The 18250-nt window shown below is 70.3% G+C and carries 15 protein-coding genes; 14 read left to right on the plus strand and 1 reads right to left on the minus strand.

What is annotated here, in order from left to right; genetic code table 11:
- Nucleotides 1–260: 260 nt before the first annotated feature.
- Nucleotides 261–1316 carry a phenylalanine--tRNA ligase subunit alpha gene (gene pheS, locus D0D37_RS31165; RefSeq protein WP_116204169.1) on the plus strand — a complete coding sequence of 352 codons (1056 nt, stop codon included), beginning with the start codon at nt 261–263 and terminating at the stop codon, nt 1314–1316.
- The gene (gene pheT, locus D0D37_RS31170; protein ID WP_116204170.1) at nt 1316–3886 is read left to right on the plus strand and encodes a phenylalanine--tRNA ligase subunit beta; all 2571 of its coding nucleotides are present in this window, start codon (nt 1316–1318) and stop codon (nt 3884–3886) included. The genes pheS and pheT overlap by 1 nt, the downstream gene beginning before the upstream one ends.
- Before the next feature lie 108 nt (nt 3887–3994).
- Here pheT and D0D37_RS31175 read toward each other — a convergent pair whose 3' ends face one another.
- On the minus strand, nt 3995–4684 hold the full coding sequence (locus tag D0D37_RS31175; protein ID WP_116204171.1) for a DNA alkylation repair protein: 690 nt from the start codon (nt 4682–4684) through the stop codon (nt 3995–3997).
- Nucleotides 4685–4814: 130 nt separating this feature from the next.
- Between D0D37_RS31175 and D0D37_RS31180 the strand changes: the two genes are divergently transcribed.
- The 12 genes from D0D37_RS31180 (at nt 4815) to tyrS (ending at nt 17828) form a co-directional block, all read left to right on the plus strand.
- On the plus strand, nt 4815–6416 hold the full coding sequence (locus tag D0D37_RS31180) for an alpha/beta hydrolase (protein WP_116204172.1): 1602 nt from the start codon (nt 4815–4817) through the stop codon (nt 6414–6416).
- A 194-nt stretch (nt 6417–6610) separates the two neighbouring features.
- Nucleotides 6611–7087, plus strand: coding sequence for a helix-turn-helix domain containing protein (locus D0D37_RS31185; protein WP_116204173.1), 477 nt, complete (start codon nt 6611–6613; stop codon nt 7085–7087).
- Nucleotides 7088–7669: 582 nt separating this feature from the next.
- Nucleotides 7670–8698, plus strand: a complete 1029-nt coding sequence (argC, locus tag D0D37_RS31190) for an N-acetyl-gamma-glutamyl-phosphate reductase (RefSeq protein ID WP_116204174.1) — start codon at nt 7670–7672, stop codon at nt 8696–8698.
- Entirely contained in the window at nt 8695–9855 is a 1161-nt protein-coding gene (gene argJ, locus D0D37_RS31195; protein WP_116204175.1) for a bifunctional glutamate N-acetyltransferase/amino-acid acetyltransferase ArgJ, read from the plus strand. Before argC ends, argJ begins: the two co-directional genes overlap by 4 nt.
- Nucleotides 9852–10787, plus strand: coding sequence for an acetylglutamate kinase (argB, locus tag D0D37_RS31200; protein ID WP_116204176.1), 936 nt, complete (start codon nt 9852–9854; stop codon nt 10785–10787). The genes argJ and argB overlap by 4 nt, the downstream gene beginning before the upstream one ends.
- The gene (locus tag D0D37_RS31205) at nt 10784–11989 is read left to right on the plus strand and encodes an acetylornithine transaminase (protein ID WP_116204177.1); all 1206 of its coding nucleotides are present in this window, start codon (nt 10784–10786) and stop codon (nt 11987–11989) included. Before argB ends, D0D37_RS31205 begins: the two co-directional genes overlap by 4 nt.
- Nucleotides 11989–12915: an ornithine carbamoyltransferase gene (gene argF, locus D0D37_RS31210; protein WP_116204178.1), complete on the plus strand. Its 927-nt coding sequence runs from the start codon at nt 11989–11991 to the stop codon at nt 12913–12915. The genes D0D37_RS31205 and argF overlap by 1 nt, the downstream gene beginning before the upstream one ends.
- Nucleotides 12912–13412, plus strand: coding sequence for an arginine repressor (locus tag D0D37_RS31215; RefSeq protein WP_116204179.1), 501 nt, complete (start codon nt 12912–12914; stop codon nt 13410–13412). The genes argF and D0D37_RS31215 overlap by 4 nt, the downstream gene beginning before the upstream one ends.
- Nucleotides 13409–14401 carry an argininosuccinate synthase domain-containing protein gene (locus D0D37_RS31220; protein ID WP_116204180.1) on the plus strand — a complete coding sequence of 331 codons (993 nt, stop codon included), beginning with the start codon at nt 13409–13411 and terminating at the stop codon, nt 14399–14401. The genes D0D37_RS31215 and D0D37_RS31220 overlap by 4 nt, the downstream gene beginning before the upstream one ends.
- A 24-nt stretch (nt 14402–14425) precedes the next feature.
- Nucleotides 14426–15841 (plus strand): argininosuccinate lyase, encoded by a 1416-nt coding sequence (gene argH, locus D0D37_RS31225; RefSeq protein WP_116204181.1) that lies wholly within the window; start codon nt 14426–14428, stop codon nt 15839–15841.
- Between the two features lie 44 nt (nt 15842–15885).
- Nucleotides 15886–16521, plus strand: a complete 636-nt coding sequence (locus D0D37_RS31230; protein WP_116204182.1) for a DNA-3-methyladenine glycosylase — start codon at nt 15886–15888, stop codon at nt 16519–16521.
- Nucleotides 16522–16553: 32 nt separating this feature from the next.
- Nucleotides 16554–17828: a tyrosine--tRNA ligase gene (gene tyrS / locus D0D37_RS31235; protein WP_116204183.1), complete on the plus strand. Its 1275-nt coding sequence runs from the start codon at nt 16554–16556 to the stop codon at nt 17826–17828.
- The last annotated feature ends 422 nt before the right edge of the window (nt 17829–18250 follow it).

Below are 18250 nucleotides of genomic sequence, written 5' to 3' on the forward strand. Positions count from 1 at the left end.
CTGTCCAGCAGCCGCTCCGGGAGGGCGTCCGCGGCAAGCCGGTCGAGGGGCGGTTCTCACCTGATCCGCTGACGTCCGTTCGGGTCCGCGGCGACGGTCGGTCGTGATCACGGGGCGGATCCGGCGCAGCCGCTCCGGAAGCGGAGGGTGAGCGGCCGGGCCCGGCGCCCGATCCCCTAGACTGAGCTGCCCGATGTGCACGTGCGGCGGCATGCCCGCGTGCCGCCGACAACACCAGTCCCAGTGGACGCCGAGGAGTCATGTCCGGAGCCACAGAACAGCCGGTCGACGTGCTCGCACCGGAGACCCTGCGCGCGGCGGTCAAGGCGGCCGAGGACGCCTTCGCCGGCGCGGCCGACCTGGACGCGCTCGCCGCCGTCAAACCGGCCCATCTCGGGGACCAGTCTCCGGTGCTGCTGGCGCGCCGGGAGATCGCCGCGCTGCCCAAGCAGGAGAAGGCCGACGCGGGCAAGCGCGTCAACGAGGCCCGGCAGGCGGTGCAGTCCGCGTTCGACGCGCGCCGCGCCGCGTTGCAGGCCGAGCGCGACGAGCGCGTGCTTCGCGAGGAGGCCGTCGACGTCACGCTGCCGTGGGACCAGGTCCCGCGCGGGGCCCGGCACCCGATCAGCACGCTGTCCGAGCGCATCGCCGACGTCTTCGTCGCCATGGGCTACGAGGTCGCCGAAGGGCCCGAGCTCGAAGCCGAGTGGTTCAACTTCGACGCGCTGAACTTCGGCAAGGACCACCCGGCGCGCCAGCTGCAGGACACGTTCTACGTCGGCGAGGAAGGCTCCGGCCTGGTGCTGCGCACGCACACCTCGCCGGTGCAGGCCCGCAGCCTGCTGCACCGCGACCTGCCGGTCTACGTCGTGTGCCCGGGCCGCACCTACCGCACCGACGAGCTCGACTCCACGCACACGCCGGTGTTCACCCAGGTCGAAGGCCTCGCCGTCGACAAGGGCCTCACCATGGCGCACCTCAAGGGCACGCTCGACGCGTTCGCCCGCGCGATGTTCGGCGAGAGCTCCAAGACGCGGCTGCGCCCGCACTTCTTCCCGTTCACCGAGCCGTCGGCGGAGGTCGACGTCTGGTTCGAGGAGAAGAAGGGCGGCCCCGGCTGGGTCGAATGGGGCGGCTGCGGCATGGTCAACCCGAACGTCCTGCGCGCGTGCGGCGTCGACCCGGAGATCTACTCCGGCTTCGCCTTCGGCATGGGCATCGAGCGGACCCTGCAGTTCCGCAACGGCATCCCGGACATGCGCGACATGGTCGAAGGCGACGTCCGGTTCACCCTTCCCTTCGGAACGGAGGCGTAGTGCGAGTCCCGGTGAGCTGGCTGACCGAGCATCTCGAAGTGGATGCCGACGTCACGCCGCAGGACCTGGCCGACGCCTTCGTGCGGATCGGGATCGAGGTCGACGAGCTGAGCGAGCTCGGCCCGGTGACCGGCCCGCTCGTGGTCGGCCGCGTCGCGGAGATCGAGGAGCTGACCGGCTTCAAGAAGCCGGTGCGGTTCTGCCGCGTCGAGGTCGGCGAGGAACCCGACCCGGAGCCCGACGACGCGGAACTGTCCGAAGAGGACGAAGACGAGGACGACGGCCCGCTCGAGAACGAGGGCCCGCACGGCATCAAGACGCGCGGCATCGTCTGCGGCGCGAGCAACTTCGCCGAGGGCGACCTCGTCGTGGTCGCGCTGCCGGGCGCGGTCCTGCCGGGCGATTTCGAGATCGCCGCGCGCAAGACCTACGGCAAGGTCAGCGACGGCATGATCTGCTCCGCGGCCGAACTCGGTCTCGGCGACGACCACAGCGGCATCCTCGTGCTCCCGCCGGGCACGGCGAGCCCGGGCGACGACGCGAAGGACCTGCTCGGTCTCGACGACACCGTCATCGAGGTCACGCCGACCCCGGACCGCGGCTACGCGTTGTCGATCCGCGGCCTGGCGCGCGAGCTGTCGAACGCGCTCGACGTGCCGTTCGGCGACCCGGCGATGCTCGACAGCTTCCCGGAAGCCGAGGGCGAGGCGTGGCCGGTGCGGGTCGAGGACCCCGAGGGCTGCCCGCGGTTCGTGCTGCGCCGCGTCACCGGTCTCGACGCGACCGCGCCGACGCCGTGGCGGATCCGCCGCAGGCTGATGCTGGCCGGCATCCGGTCCATCTCGCTCGCGGTCGACGTCACCAACTACGTGATGCTCGAGCTGGGCCACCCGCTGCACGCGTTCGCGACCGGCTCCATCCAGGGCGACCTGGTGGTGCGCCGCGCGAAGGCAGGGGAGAAGCTCACCACGCTCGACGACGTGGAGCGCACCCTCGACGCGGACGACATCGTGATCGCCGACGACAGCGGCGTCATCTCCCTCGCCGGCACGATGGGCGGCGCCAGCACGGAAATCACGCCGGAGAGCACCGACGTCCTTCTCGAGGCGGCGCACTGGAACCCGGCGTCGATCAGCCGCACCGCGCGACGGCACAAGCTGTTCTCCGAGGCGGCGAAGCGTTTCGAGCGCTACACCGACCCGGCGCTGTGCGCGGCCGCGGTGGAACTCGCCGCGCGGCTGCTGCGCCAGTACGGCGACGGCGCGATCCGCCCGGGCCGCACGGACGTCGGCGGCGTCGCTCCGCACGCCCCGGTGACCATGCCGATCAACCTGCCCGACCAGATCGCCGGCGTGCGCTACGAACGCGGCGTCACCGTGCGGCGGCTCGGCCAGATCGGCTGCAAGGTCCAGCTCAGCACGAGCGACCAGGGCGTCGGTCTCGTCACCGCGACCCCGCCGAGCTGGCGCGGCGACCTCGTCCAGCCCGCCGACCTCGTCGAAGAGGTTCTGCGGCTCGAGGGCTACGACAGCATCCCGTCGGTCCTGCCCACCGCACCCGCGGGCCGCGGTCTCACCGACGCGCAGCGCCGCCGCCGCGCGGTGTCCGGCGCGCTCGCCGAGGCGGGTTACGTCGAGGTGCGCCCGTTCCCGTTCATCGACGACGCGGTGTGGGACGTCTTCGGCCTGCCCGAGGACGACATCCGCCGCACCACGGTGCGCGTACAGAACCCGCTCGAAGCCGACCACGACCGGATGGCGACCACCCTCCTGCCGGGCCTGCTGGAGACGTTGCAGCGCAACGTTTCCCGCGGCCTCAAGGACGTGTCGCTGTTCCACGTCGGCCAGGTCGTGCTGCCGAAGCCGAACCAGCTCAAGGTCCCGGACCTCGGCGTCGAGCACCGCCCGAGCGACGAGGATCTCGCCGTGCTGGAGGCCGCCGTGCCCGCGCAGCCGGTGCACGTCGCCGTCGTCCTCAGCGGCCAGCGCCCGCGCGCCGGCTGGTGGGGCAAGGGCGACCAGGCGGGCTGGGCCGACGCCGTGCAGGCCGCGCGCCTGGTGGCCGAGGCCGCCGGCGTGCAGCTCACCGTGCAGGCCGCGGACCTCCTGCCGTGGCACCCGGGCCGCTGCGCCCAGCTGCGGGTGGGCGACTGGCCGGTCGGCCACGCGGGCGAACTGCACCCGAAGGTCGTCGAGGCCCTCGGCCTGCCGCCGCGCACGGTTGCGATGGAACTCGACCTGGACGCGATCCCGCTGCCCGACTCCCGTCCGGCGCCCAGCATCTCGGCGTACCCGCCGGTGCTGCTGGACGTCGCCCTGGTCGCCGGCACGGACGTCCCGTCCGCCGACCTCGCCGACATGCTCCGCGAAGGAGCCGGCGAACTGCTCGAGGAGATCACCCTCTTCGACGTCTACACCGGCGAGCAGCTCGGCGAAGGCAAGCGTTCCCTGGCGTACAAGCTCCGCTTCCGCGCCGCGGACCGCACCCTCACCGTCGACGAGGCCACCAAGTCTCGCGACGCCGCGATCGCCGCTGCCGGCGAGCGCTTCGGAGCGACGCTCCGCGCCTGACCTGACGCTGTCCCCGCCCCGCGCTCCGGCCACCCGGCCGGTCAGCCGGGGCGGGGGGAGCGCTGGTGTCATGGCATCCCTCCTTTCTCTTTCGGCAAGCGGTTCACTTCAGCCGAGGTGCTTCATCGCCTCCCTTGTGGACAGCGGGGACAACCCCGGGTGTGCCCGGACAAAGGCGCGGACCCACTCCGGTTCGACGCGGGCGTGATCCCGCAGCGCCCAGCCGATTCCCTTGCGCAGAAAGAACTCCCGGTCGCCGAGGTTCGCCTCGATCGCATCGGCGAGCAGCTTCTGGTCCACCTCGTCCTTCGCGCTGACCTGACAGATCACCGCCGTTCGCCGGCGCCAGCGATCAGCGTCTGTCATCCAGCGGCGCAGAACCGGCGTGACCGCCGCCCGGTGCTCGCGCAGGATCGGCCCGACCCGGCGGATCGCGACCTCGTCGACGTAGTCCCACCACGCCCCGCTGACGATCAGTTCGTCGTACATGTCCAGCAGCCCCGGATCCTGCCACCGTCGATAAGCGCGATGCCCGGAAAGATCGATCGCCGCGTACCGCTCCTCGCGGTACTCCGCTTCCCGCCACAACGCGAGCACGGTCTCGGCGTAGGTCACTCGATCGGGCAGAACATGCTCGGAGAGGACCGTCTTCATGAGCTTGCCGCGCGGCGGTTTCGGCACTCCGCGAAACGGCATCGCGGACTTCATGTATGCCTGCATTTCCGGTGCTCTGACCGGGTCTGCCAGTTCGGCGAGCCCGGTTCGCACTGCGGTGATCAACGCTTCGCCCGCGCTCATCGAGGGCCACCTCCGTCGTATCGGATCCCGACGATCGGGGGACGGCGCGGCTCGTGTCGGGAAACGAGATTCTGCCGCGCAGCCGGTAGCTTCGACGAACCTGGGTTGCCGTCGTACGCAAAGGACCACTGTGAGGAAAATCGTCACCGCACTGGCCGCCGCCGCTGTCGCGGCCGGAACGCTGGCTGTCGCACCCGCCGCCACCGCGGTGCAAGCCGAGGGGCCGGGCTACGCGCCTCCGCCGATCAAGTGGGGACCGTGTTCCGCACCAGGCCTCGCGAAGGCGGGCGCCGAATGCGGATTCCTGGTGGCGCCCCTGGATTACGCCCAGCCGTCCGGCGAGACGGTGCAGATCGCCGTCTCGCGGGTGAAGCACAAGACCGCGAAGTACCAGGGCGTGATGCTGGTGAACCCGGGCGGTCCCGGTGGTTCCGGACTCGGCCTTTCGGTGCTCGGCCGGAACGTGCCCGAGCACGCCGGCGACAGCTACGACTGGATCGGCTTCGACCCTCGCGGCGTCGGCTCCAGCAAACCGGCTCTCACGTGCGACGGGAACTACTTCGCGCCTGCCCGCCCGGCTTACGTGCCGAAAACGCCGCAGCTGGAGAGCACCTGGCGGGCCCGCGCGAAGGGCTACGCCGAGGCATGCGCGAAGAACGGCCCGCTGCTCCAGCACATCAAGACCACTGACGTCGCGCAGGACATGGAAAGCCTTCGCAAGGCGTTGGGCCAGAAACAGATCAACTATTACGGCTTCTCTTACGGCACCTACCTCGGGCAGGTGTACAGCACGTTGTATCCGGACCGCATGCGCCGGATGGTGCTCGACGGAAACGTCGATCCGCGCAAGGTCTGGTACGACGCCAACCTCGACCAGGACGTCGCCTTCGACCGCAACATCAAGATCTACTTCGGCTGGCTCGCCAAGTACGACAACGTCTACCACCTCGGCAAGACCGGTTCGGCGGTCGAGCAGCTCTGGTACGCGCAGCAGCGGAAGCTCGACCGGAACCCGGCGGGCGGTGTGATCGGCGGCGACGAGTGGCTCGACGTCTTCCTGCAGGCCGGTTACTACGTGTTCGGCTGGGAAGACATGGCCAAGGCGTTCGATGGCTGGGTGCACCGCGGCGACTGGCAGACGCTGAAAGCGTTGTACGACAAGTCGAACGCGCCCGGCGACGACAACGGCTACGCGGTGTACAACGCGGTGCAGTGCACCGATGCGCAGTGGCCGCAGGGCTGGGACCGCTGGCGGCGCGACGCCTGGGCCACCCACAGCCGCGCGCCTTTCGAGACCTGGAGCAACACCTGGTACAACGCGAGCTGCCTGAACTGGCCCGCGAAGCCGGGCAAGCCGGTGGACGTCGACGGGTCGAAGGTCAGCGGAGCGCTGCTGATCAGCGAGGAACTCGACGCCGCCACGCCGTACTCGGGCAGCCTCGAGGTGCGCAAGCGCTACCCGCGTTCGAGCCTCATCAGCGCGCCCGGCGGGACGACGCACGCCGGATCGCTCTCCGGGGTGTCCTGTGTGGACGACCGGGTCGCCGACTACCTCGCCACCGGGGCGCTGCCGAATCGGGTTCGTGCCGACCGCTCCGACGTTCAGTGCGCCGCGGTGCCGCAGCCGGTTCCGTCTCCGGTCGCCACCGGCGCGCAGCAGAAGTCCGATGCCCTGACGAAGGCCGCGGCGGAGGAGAAGCAGAGCCTGCTTTCCGGTTTGCTGCGTTTCTGAGCTGTTCTTCCCGCTGCCCCGGTCTGGTCCGCCAGGCCGGGGCACTGTCCTTTTCCGCTGGTCCACCGATCCCCCTCGGTCGTTTTCGTGGTCGCCGGGGACGCTACGGCGAGGGTCTGACAATTTCGGACCGCAGTCACCCGATCGCGTTAAGTGATCGAAAATTGTCGGGGGTCGCCGATACCTTCGCGGCCATGACGATCATTCAGGAGCACCGGACCGAGGTCCGGTCGGGAGATATCCAGTACCAGGTCGCCGTCGTCACCCGCACCGAGGACGGCGAGCCGGAGCGAGTCACCGTCACGGTCGGCGGAGAACGGCCGGACGGCGAACCCGTCGTCGAGGGCAGACTCGAACTCGACGTGACGTCCGTGGCGACCGTCGCGGAACTGCTCGACACAAGCCTGCGCACCTTCGCGGGCGGCGGCTCGCGGCGAAGATCGCGCGGACGCCCGGCCCAGCAGGGCAGGCCGTGGACCGACGAGATGGACGCGGATCTGGAGGCCCGCTGGCTCGCGGGCGATTCGGTGACCGAGCTGGCGCGGCATTTCGCGCGGACGCCGGGAGGGATCCGGGCGCGCCTGCCGCGGGTCGGCTGCGATCCGGAACATCCGGGGAATCATCTGCCGACGCCGCCGAGTCTCCGCGAAGCGGAGGAGGGGGCGGACTGACGAGCGCCCGCCGGGTTCGCATCCCGCGGCGGGCCCGGCGAGGCGTTGTCTGCGCGCCGGAGTGGCGGCTTGGGCATCAAGCGGACGGGTTGGGCGATGCCGACCTGTGCGGCCCGGCGGCTGGGCGACCATCGGCTCGTGTTGCCGTGTTGCCGTGTTGCCGTGTTGCCGTGTTGCCGTGTTGCCGTGTGGGTTGGGTGGCCGGATGGGTTGGACAGGCTGGGCGGTGCGGAACGACCTGCGCGCTGGCCGGATGGCTTGGGCGGCGGGAGGTTCGGCTGGCCGAACGACTCCGTGTCGCCGAACGACCCTGTGTCGCCGGACGGTCCGGCGAGGCTGGGTGGCTCGGATGGTCAGGTGACCCGGGCGGGAGGTGCGCTGCGGCCGGATGGCTCCGGTGGTCGGTGACGTGTGCCTGGTTGGCCCGGACAAACCCAGCTAGGCGATCTGTGGCTGCGCGATCCCAGCGGCCACTGACGACGGCGGGAGGAGCGGGAAAACCACGGAAGTCCTGGGGAGGGGACGGCCAGGGTGAGCAAACCCTCTTTGTTTGAGCTTGCATGCTCGTGCATAATCATTCGTATGACGGTGAAGATCGCGGTAGCCGGTGCCAGCGGGTACGCGGGCGGCGAACTGCTGCGCCTGCTTCTGACCCATCCCGAGGTCGAGATCGGCGCTCTCACGGCGGCGAGCAGCGCGGGGACGACGCTGGGCACGCACCAGCCGCACCTGGTTCCGCTTGCCGGGCGCGTGCTGCTCGAGACGAACGCGGAGACGCTCGCGGGCCATGACGTCGTGTTCCTGGCTCTGCCGCACGGCCACTCGGCCGAGATCGCGGCTCAGCTCGGGCCGGACGTGCTCGTGGTCGACCTCGGGGCCGATCATCGGCTCGCGGACGCGGCGGACTGGCGACGGTGGTACTCCGGCGAGCACGCGGGGCAGTGGCCGTACGGGATGCCCGAGCTTCCCGGTGCGCGCGAGAAGCTCATGGGCACCAAGCGGATCGCGGTTCCCGGCTGTTTCCCGACTGGCGGATCGCTGGCGTTGGCGCCTGCGTTGGCGGCGGGGCTGGTCGAGCCCGCGGTCACGGTGGTGTCGGTGACGGGGACGTCCGGTGCGGGCAAGAGCCTCCGGCCGAATCTGCTCGGGTCCGAGGTCATGGGCAACGCGAGTGCGTACGGCGTCGCTGGGGCGCATCGGCATACGCCGGAGTTCGTGCAGAACCTCTCCGGTGCGGCGGGCAAGCCGGTGACCGTTTCGTTCACGCCGGTGCTCGCGCCGATGCCGCGCGGCATTCTCACCACGGCGAGTGCGCAACTCCTCAAAGACGTCGACGAGGCTGCCGTGCGCGCGGTGTACGAGAAGGCTTATGGCGCAGAGGCGTTCGTCCAGATCCTGCCTGAAGGAACCTGGCCCACGACCGCAGCCACCGTCGGCTCGAACAACGTCCAGCTCCAGCTCGGGATCGACGCCGACGCGGGCAGGTTGGTCGTCGTCACGTCGATCGACAACCTCACCAAGGGCACCGCGGGCGGTGCCGTCCAATCGATGAACCTGGCGCTCGGTTTCCCCGAGGCCACCGGACTTTCCACCGTGGGAGTGGCACCGTGACCGTCACCGGACCGAAGGGTTTCCGCGCCGCGGGCGTGGCCGCCGGGATCAAAGCCTCCGGCGCGCTCGACTTCACGCTGGTCGTCAACGACGGCCCGTTCGACGTCGCGGCGGGGGTGTTCACCCGGAACGTGATCAAGGCCGCGCCGGTGCTGTGGTCGCAGGAAGTGCTGAAGCAGCAGAAGCTGAAGGCCGTCGTGCTCAACTCCGGCGGGGCGAACGCGGCTACCGGGCCGGGCGGGTTTCAGGACACTCACGCGACGGCCGAGAAGGTCGCCGAAGTGCTGGGCGCCGGGGCGATCGAGGTGGCCGTGTGTTCCACCGGGCTGATCGGCGAGCGGCTGCCGATGCCGGCGGTTCTGTCCGGTGTGGACAGTGCGGTCAAGGCGCTGGACACCAGCCCGGAAGCGGCGCTCAACGCGGCCACCGGCGTCATGACCACCGACAGCAAGCCGAAGCAGGCGTTCGCCCGGCACGAATCCGGGTGGAGCGTCGGCGGGTTCGCCAAGGGCGCGGGAATGCTCGCGCCGAATCTCGCGACGATGCTGTCCGTGCTGACTACGGATGCCGTGGTGGGCAAGGAAACTCTCGACCGGGCGTTGCGCGCCGCCACGCACGTCACGTTCGATCGGCTGGACGTGGACGGCGGCACTTCGACCAACGACACCGTGCTCGTGCTCGCCTCGGGCGCGAGTGGCGTCGAGCCGACTGAGGCCGAGTTGACCGAGCTGCTCACCAAGGTCAGCCACGACCTCGTGCTGCAGCTGCGGGCCGATTCCGAAGGCGCCACGAAGGATGTCGACGTCACGGTGAAGGGCGCTGCGTCCGAGGCCGACGCGATCGTGGTGGCCCGGACGATCGCCGAGGACAACCTGGTCAAGACCGCCTTGTTCGGGTCCGATCCCAACTGGGGCCGGATCGCGATGGCGCTCGGCCGCGCGCCCGCGCGGATCGACCCCGAGACGGTGTCGATCGCGATCAACGGTGTCACCTTGTTCGCGGGCGGTACGACGGCTGAGGACCGGTCGGCGGCAGACCTGTCCGGGCGCGCCATCGACGTCGTCGTGGACCTTGGGGTCGGTTCGGCCGAGGCCACGATTTACACCACGGATCTCTCGCACGCGTACGTCGAAGAGAACAGCGCGTACTCGTCATGACCGATACCGGAAGGCTCGTCTCCGCCGACGAACGGCTCGCCAGTGCGGCCGAGAAGGCCGGCGTGCTGATCGAAGCGCTGCCGTGGCTGCAGCGGTTCCACGGCGCGACCGTCGTGGTCAAGTACGGCGGCAACGCGATGATCGACGACCAGCTGAAGGCCGCCTTCGCCGAGGACATGGTGTTCCTGCGGCTGGCCGGCCTGCACCCGGTCGTCGTGCACGGCGGCGGTCCGCAGATCAGCGCGATGCTGTCCCGGCTCGGCGTGCCGGGGGAGTTCAAGGGCGGCCTGCGCGTCACCACGCCGGAGACCATGGACATCGTGCGGATGGTGCTGGTCGGGCAGGTCAGCCGCGAGCTGGTCGGCCTGATCAACGCGCACGGGCCGTACGCGGTCGGCATCTCCGGCGAGGACGCGCGGCTGTTCACCGCCGAGCGCAAGCAGGCCACTGTGGACGGTGAGCAGGTGGACATCGGCCTGGTGGGCGAGGTCGCCGAGGTGAACCCGGACGCGGTGCTCGACATCGTGAACGCGGGCCGGATCCCAGTCGTGTCCACGGTCGCCCCGGACGTCGACGGCGTGGTGCACAACGTCAACGCCGACACCGCCGCGGGCGCGCTCGCGGCAGCGCTCGGCGCGGAGAAGCTCGTCGTGCTCACCGACGTCGAAGGCCTTTACGCCAACTGGCCGGACCGGTCGTCGCTGATCGACCGGATCCCCGTCGACCGTCTCGAACGCATGCTGCCCGGCCTCGCCAGCGGCATGATCCCGAAGATGGAGGCGTGCGTGCGCGCGGTGCGCGGCGGCGTGCGCGGCGCCCACGTCATCGACGGCAGGCTCGCCCATTCGGTGCTGCTCGAGGTCTTCACCTCGCGCGGCGTCGGGACCATGGTGCTGCCCGAGGCAGCGGCATCCGGAACGGAGAACGCGTGACTACCCTCAAGTCCAATGCGGACGGTCAGCAGCACTGGCAGTCGGCGGTCATGGACAACTACGGCACCCCCGGCCTCACCCTGGTGCGCGGCGAAGGCGCGCGAGTGTGGGACGCGGACGGCTCCGAGTACGTCGACCTGGTCGGCGGCATCGCGGTGAACGCGCTCGGCCACGCCCACCCGGAGGTGGTGCGCGCGGTCACCGAGCAGATCTCGAAGCTCGGGCACACGTCGAACCTGTACGTGAACCCGGTCGCGGTCGAACTCGCCGAGACCCTTCTCGACGTCGCGGGCCTGAACGGGCAAGGCAAAGTCCTGTTCGTCAACTCCGGCGCGGAGGCCAACGAGGCCGCGCTGAAGATCACCCGGCTCACCGGCCGCAGCAAGGTCGTCGCCGCGGAGGGCGCGTTCCACGGCCGCACCATGGGCGCGCTGTCGCTCACCGGGCAGCCGTCGAAGCGCGAGGCGTTCGAGCCGCTGGTTCCGGGCGTCACGCATGTTCCGTACGGCGACGTCGAGGCGTTGCGGGCCGCCGTGGACGGCGAGACCGCGGCTGTCTTCTTGGAGCCCGTGCTCGGCGAGGCCGGAGTGATCCCTGCTCCGGACGGCTACCTGCAGGCCGCGCGCGAGATCACCAAGGCCGCCGGGGCACTGCTCGTGCTCGACGAGGTGCAGACCGGGATCGGGCGGCTCGGCACCTGGTTCGGCTTCCAGCAGGCCGGGATCGTGCCGGACGTGATCACGCTCGCGAAGGGCCTAGGCGGCGGCCTTCCGCTCGGCGCGGTGATCGGCGTCGGCGCGGCGGGCGACCTGCTGAAGCCGGGCCAGCACGGCACGACCTTCGGCGGCAACCCGGTGTGCTGCGCGGCCGGGCTGGCCGTGCTGCGCACGATCGTCCGGGACGACCTGCTCGACCACGTTTCGGCGCTGGGCAAGGACATCGCCGCCGGCGTCGAGGCGCTCGGCCACCCGCTCGTCTCCGGGGTCCGCGGCGCGGGGCTGCTGCTCGGCATCGGCCTGCGCGAACCGGTTTCCGCGGCCGTCGCGAAGGCCGCGCAGGACGCGGGCTACCTCGTCAACCCGGTCGCCCCGGACACCGTCCGGCTCGCCCCGCCGCTCGTGCTCGACGAGCAGCAGGCGCGCGGCTTCCTCTCCGCCCTCCCGGGCGCGCTCGACTCCACCACCACGAAGGAATCCGACTGATGCCTCGCCACTTCCTCCGCGACGACGACGTCACGCCCGCCGAACAGACCGCCCTGCTCGATCTGGCCGACCAGCTGAAGGCCGACCCGCTCGGCACGAAGGCGCTGGCCGGGCGCACGGTGGCGGCGATCTTCGAGAAGAACTCCACCCGCACCCGGTTCTCGTTCGAGGTCGGCATCAGCCAGCTCGGCGGGCATCCGGTGATCGTCGACGGCCGCTCGATGCAACTCGGCCGCGAGGAGACCATCGAGGACACCTCGCGCGTGCTGTCCCGTTACGTCGACGCCGTCGTGTGGCGCACCTTCGCGCAGAAGCGCATCGACTCGATGGCGTCGGTCGCGTCGATCCCGATCGTCAACGCGCTCACCGACGAGTTCCACCCGTGCCAGGTGCTCACGGACCTGATGACCATCCGCGAGCGCAAGGGCAAGCTCGCCGGGCTCACGCTCACCTACCTCGGCGACGGCGCCAACAACATGGCGCATTCGCTGCTGCTCGGCGGAACCACGGCCGGGATGAACGTGCGCGTCGTGTCGCCGGAGGGTTTCCAGCCCGATCAGCAGGTGATGCTGGACGCCAAGCAGCACGGCGAGGAAACGGGCGGCAGCGCGACCGTCTTCACCGACGCGCGCGAGGCCGCCGAGGGTTCGGACGTGCTGGTCACCGACACCTGGACGTCGATGGGGCAGGAGAACGACGGCCTCGACCGGGTCGGCCCGTTCCGTGCCCTGCAGATCAACGCCGAGCTGCTGAAGCGCGCCGCCGACGAGGCGATCGTGCTGCACTGCCTGCCCGCGCACCGCGGCTGGGAGATCACCGACGAGGTGCTCGACGGCCCGGCCAGCGCGGTGTGGGACGAGGCCGAGAACCGGCTGCACGCGCAGAAAGCCCTGCTGGTCTGGCTGTTCGGGCAGAACGGCCGATGACCAGCAGCCGGGTCGGGCGCCAGGCGCGGATCACCGAACTGGTGTCCACGATGGCCATCCGCAGCCAGACGGAGCTGGCGCGGCTGCTGGCGGCCGAGGGAATCGACGTCACGCAGGCGACGCTGTCGCGCGACCTCGACGAACTCGGCGCGGTCAAGCTGCGCGGCGCCGACTCGGGTGCGCCGGTCTACGTCATCCCCGAGGACGGCAGCCCCGTCCGCGGCGTGCAGGGTGGCACTTCGCGGCTGTCCCGGCTGCTCGCCGAACTGCTGGTGTCGGCGGATTCGTCGGGCAACCTCACCGTGTTGCGCACGCCGCCGGGCGCCGCGCAGTTCCTCGCGAGCGCGATTGACCGGGCGGCGCTGGAAGAGGTCGTCGGGTCGATTGCGGGCGATGACACGGTCGCGGTGATCGCGCGCGAACCGCTTACCGGACGCGACCTTGCCGAGCGGTTCACCGCGCTCGCGCAAGGTTCGGCGGAAGGGGACGAGCCGTGACCCGGCGGGTCGTGCTCGCTTATCCGGGCGGGCACGGCTCCTCAGCCGCGCTGAATCTCCTGGCCGCACAAGGCGAAGTGGTTGCCGTGGCGGTGGATTTCGGTGCTAACGATACAGATTTGTGGGCGCTTCGGCGGCAGGCAACGGCCGACGGTGCCGCCGAGGTCGTGGTCGCGGACGTCCGCGAGGAATTCGCGAACGGCTACTGTTTGCTTGCACTGCAAGCGAATGCACTGATTCTCGACCGGCATCCGCTGGTCCTGGCCCGGCCGCTGCTGGCGAGCCAGCTCGTCGCGACCGCGAGGGACCGGAACGCGTCGGCCGTCGCGCACGGCGGCGGTGACGCGTTGTCCAGCATGATCGCGACACTCGCGCCGGACCTGGAGATCGTCGAACTTGGCATCCGAGGCAGGCACGAGTTGTCGACGAGCCGGACTTTGTGGGGCAGGTCCGTGAATGGTGGCTACCGCTGCACCGAGAACGCCGTGGTGAACCTCGGCATGCCGGACGAAGTCGTCGTCACCTTCGAGCAGGGCGTACCGGTCGCGATCGACGGCGAGACGGTCAGCGTGGCCGAGGCCGTGCAGAGACTCGGCCATCGGGCGGGGCCGCACGGAATCGGCCGGTTCGACCTGGCGGACAGCTACGACGCGCCGGGCGCGGCAGTGTTGATCACCGCGCATCAGGAGCTGGAATCAGTCACCCTGGACCGCGATCTGGCGAGGTTCAAACGCGGCGTCGACCGTCGATGGGCCGAGCTGGTGCACGACGGGTTGTGGTTCTCGCCGCTGCGCGAGCCGCTGGACGCGTTCGTCCGGCGGGCGCAGGAGCGCGTGTCCGGCGAGGTGCGGCTGGTGCTGCACGCGGGCAGCGCGACCGTCGCCGACCTCCCCGGGAGGCGGCTTCGCCCGGTCGGACGGCGGTACCGTCCGGTCACCGGGCAGACTCCGCTGGGGAGCACCCAGCATCCGAGCACCCAGGCGTCCTGAGACGCCGGACGAGAGAGGCAGAACGTGAGCGGGAAAGACCAGCCGGTGCAGCTGTGGGGCGGCCGGTTCGCCAGCGGGCCGGCCGAGGCGATGGCGGCGCTGAGCGCTTCGACCCACTTCGACTGGCGCCTCGCGCCCTACGACATCGCCGGGTCGCGCGCGCACGCCCGCGTGCTGAGCAAGGCGGGTCTGCTCACCGAAGCGGAACTGGCCGGGATGCTGGACGCGCTCGACACGCTGGCCCAAGACGTCGTGTCCGGCGCGTTCACGCCGACGATCGCCGACGAGGACGTGCACACCGCTCTCGAACGCGGTCTGCTCGAACGCGCCGGCACCGAGCTGGGCGGCAAGCTGCGGGCAGGCCGTTCCCGCAACGACCAGGTCGCGACGCTGTTCCGGATGTGGCTGCGCGACGCCGCGCGCCGGGTGGTCGCGGGCACGCTCGACGTGATTGACGCCCTGGTTTCGCAGGCGTCCCGGCACCCGGACGCGATCCTGCCCGGCCGCACCCACCTGCAGCACGCGCAGCCGGTTCTCCTCGCGCACCACCTGATGGCTCACGGCCAGTCGCTGCTGCGCGACGTTTCCCGCCTGCGCGACTGGGACGCGCGCACCGCGGAATCGCCGTACGGCTCGGGCGCGCTCGCCGGTTCGTCGCTGGGCCTCGACCCGGAAGCCGTCGCCGCCGAGCTGGGCTTCGACACCAGCGTGGAGAACTCGATCGACGGCACCGCCTCGCGCGATTTCGTCGCCGAGTTCGCGTTCGCCGTCGCCATGCTTTCGGTGAACCTGTCGCGGATCGCCGAAGAGGTGATCATCTGGAACACCGCCGAATTCGGCTACGTCACCCTCGACGACGCGTGGGCCACCGGCAGCTCGATCATGCCGCAGAAGAAGAACCCGGACGTCGCGGAGCTGACCCGCGGCAAGGCGGGCAGGCTGATCGGCAACCTCACCGGCCTGCTCGCCACGCTCAAGGCGCAGCCGCTCGCGTACAACCGCGACCTGCAGGAGGACAAGGAACCGGTCTTCGACTCCGTCGAACAGCTGGAACTGCTCTTCCCGGCGATCGCGGGGATGCTCGGCACGCTCACCTTCCACACCGACCGGCTCGCCGAACTGGCGCCCGCCGGGTTCACGCTGGCCACCGACATCGCCGAATGGCTGGTGCGCCAGGGCGTGCCGTTCCGCGTCGCGCACGAGGCGGCGGGGGAGAGCGTGCGGGTCGCGGAATCGCGCGGGGTCGGGCTCGACGAGCTGACCGACGAGGAGTTCCAGGCCATCAACCCGGCGCTAACCCCGGCGGTGCGCGAAGTCCTCACCGTCGAAGGCTCGGTGCGTTCGCGCGACGCGCGCGGCGGCACCGCGCCGGATCGCGTTGCCGAGCAACGGGAACGCCTGGTCGAGCGCGTCGCGACGCATCGGCAATGGCTGAAGTGATCTGTCGTCAGGCCGCTGGTTAGGCTGGCGGCCTGACGAGGGGAGTGCGTGTGGACCGGTTGTTCCGGCGCGAAGAACTGGCACTGGACCCGGTCGACCTGGCTCGGCTGCTGCTCGGTGCCGTCCTCGAGGCCGACGGGCCCGAAGGCCGGGTCGGGGTGCGGCTCGTCGAGGTCGAGGCCTATCGCGGGCTCGACGATCCGGCCTCGCATTGCTACCGCGGGAAGACCCCGCGCAACGCGGTGATGTGGGGCCCGGCCGGGCACCTTTACGTGTATTTCGTCTACGGCATGCACTTCTGCGCGAACGTCGTCGGCACCGAGGACGGACAGCCGGGCGCGGTGCTGCTGCGCGCGGGCGAGGTCGTCGAGGGCGCGGACATCGTGCGGAAGCGGCGGCCGAACGCGCGCGGCAACGGCGAACTCGCCAAGGGCCCGGCCATCCTCACCTCCGTGCTGGGCCTCGCCCGCGAGCAGAACGGCGTCGACCTCACCGACCCCGAATCGCCGGTGCGGCTGCTCGTCGGCGAGCGCGTGCCCGCGGACAACGTGCGCACCGGCCCGCGCGTCGGCGTCGCGATGGCGATGGAGACGCCGTGGCGGTTCTGGATCGATGGCTCACCAGCCGTCTCGACCTACCGCCGCGGCGGGAAACGCCGGCAGGTGCGACCCGCGGGATAGTCGTTTGACCTGGTGGGGGATCATCTACAGGTGTGAGTGAGCACATCCTTGACGAGTTGTCCTGGCGCGGCCTGATCGCGCAATCCACCGACATCGACGCCCTGCGCGCAGAACTCGACCGCGGCCCGCTCACGCTCTATTGCGGCTTCGACCCGACCGCGCCCAGCCTGCACGCCGGCAACCTCGTCCCGCTGCTGATGCTCAAGCGGTTCCAGCGCGCCGGGCACCGGCCGATCGTGCTGGCCGGCGGCGCCACCGGGATGATCGGCGACCCCCGCGACAACGGGGAGCGCACGCTGAACACCCTGGACGTCGTCGCGGACTGGGCCGGGCGGATCCGCGGGCAGCTGGAGCGGTTCGTGGACTTCGACGATTCGCCGACCGGCGCGATCGTCGAGAACAACCTCGACTGGACCTCGAAGCAGAACACGCTGGAGTTCCTGCGGGACGTCGGCAAGCACTTCTCGGTGAACGTGATGCTGAACCGGGAAACGGTGAAGCGCCGGCTCGAGGGCGACGGCATGTCCTACACCGAGTTCAGCTACCTGCTGCTGCAGTCCCAGGACTACCTGGAGCTGTACCGCAAGCACGGCTGCAAGCTGCAGGTCGGCGGCTCGGACCAGTGGGGCAACCTCGTCGGCGGCGTGGACCTGATCCGTCGCGTCGAGAGCGGCACCGCCCACGCGCTGACCGCGCCGCTGGTCACCGACGCCGAGGGACGCAAGTTCGGCAAGTCCACCGGCGGCGGCAACGTGTGGCTCGACCCGGAGGTGACCTCGCCGTACGCCTGGTACCAGTACTTCGTGAACGTCGGAGACGCCGACGTGCTCCGCTACCTGCGCCTGTTCACCTTCCTCGACCAGGAGGAGATCGACGCGCTGGCGAAGGACACCGAGGAGCGCCCGCACCTGCGCGCCGCGCAGAAGAAGCTGGCCGAGGAGTTCACGAACCTGGTGCACGGCGAGGACCAGACGCGCCAGGTCATCGCGGCGAGCCAGGCGCTGTTCGGCCGCGGCGAGCTGACCGAGCTGGACGCGCCGACGCTCGACGCCGCCATGGCCGAGGTCCCGAACGGCAACGTCGAGCCTGCCAGCGACGGGACGATCGTCGACCTGCTGATCGCCGGGGGACTGGTGGACAGCAAGGGCGCGGCTCGGCGGACCGTGAAGGAGGGCGGCGCGTACGTGAACAACGTGAAGATCGCCGACGAGGAGTGGAAGCCCTCGGCTTCCGACGCGCTCCACGGCCGCTGGCTCGTGGTCCGCAAGGGCAAGCGCAACGTCGCCGGCGTCCGCGTCGGGGGCTGATCTCCGCCCGGGGCCCGAAACAGGAGGCCTGACCTGCGGAAACGCAGTTAAGGCACCCCCCTGTTTCGGGCCCTGTCAGGGCGTGTAAAGTTCTCCAAGTCGCCAGGGAAACCGGGTGGCCGCCGGGACACGAACCAAGCTCTCGCCTCTAGGGTGATTGAGTGGGTGTCCCACCAAAAACTGCTAGGAATGACCGCTTCGGTCAGGCTCGCCCTCACGGGGGTTCGGGTGTGATGCGGGGTGTGTTGCTTGAGAACTCAACAGTGTGCTAGTGAACTAAGCCAGTAGAGCTTATTATGAAACCCCCTCGTCGGGGTTTCCTTTGAGAAATATGATTGAGAATAGTCTCGATCGAACTTTACAGCATTGTTGGAGAGTTTGATCCTGGCTCAGGACGAACGCTGGCGGCGTGCTTAACACAT

It is taken from the genome of Amycolatopsis circi, from assembly GCF_003385235.1.
In the GTDB taxonomy this organism is placed as follows: Bacteria; Actinomycetota; Actinomycetes; order Mycobacteriales; family Pseudonocardiaceae; genus Amycolatopsis; species Amycolatopsis circi.

Excerpts from the sequence above, each read along its gene's own strand:
- pheS (WP_116204169.1), top strand. The coding sequence starts at position 261 with ATGTCCGGAGCCACAGAACAGCCGGTCGACGTGCTCGCACCGGAGACC.
- argF (WP_116204178.1), top strand. The coding sequence starts at position 11,989 with ATGCCTCGCCACTTCCTCCGCGACGACGACGTCACGCCCGCCGAACAG.
- argC (WP_116204174.1), top strand. The coding sequence starts at position 7,670 with ATGACGGTGAAGATCGCGGTAGCCGGTGCCAGCGGGTACGCGGGCGGC.
- D0D37_RS31185 (WP_116204173.1), top strand. The coding sequence starts at position 6,611 with ATGACGATCATTCAGGAGCACCGGACCGAGGTCCGGTCGGGAGATATC.
- D0D37_RS31215 (WP_116204179.1), top strand. The coding sequence starts at position 12,912 with ATGACCAGCAGCCGGGTCGGGCGCCAGGCGCGGATCACCGAACTGGTG.
- argB (WP_116204176.1), top strand. The coding sequence starts at position 9,852 with ATGACCGATACCGGAAGGCTCGTCTCCGCCGACGAACGGCTCGCCAGT.
- D0D37_RS31175 (WP_116204171.1), bottom strand. The coding sequence starts at position 4,684 with ATGAGCGCGGGCGAAGCGTTGATCACCGCAGTGCGAACCGGGCTCGCC.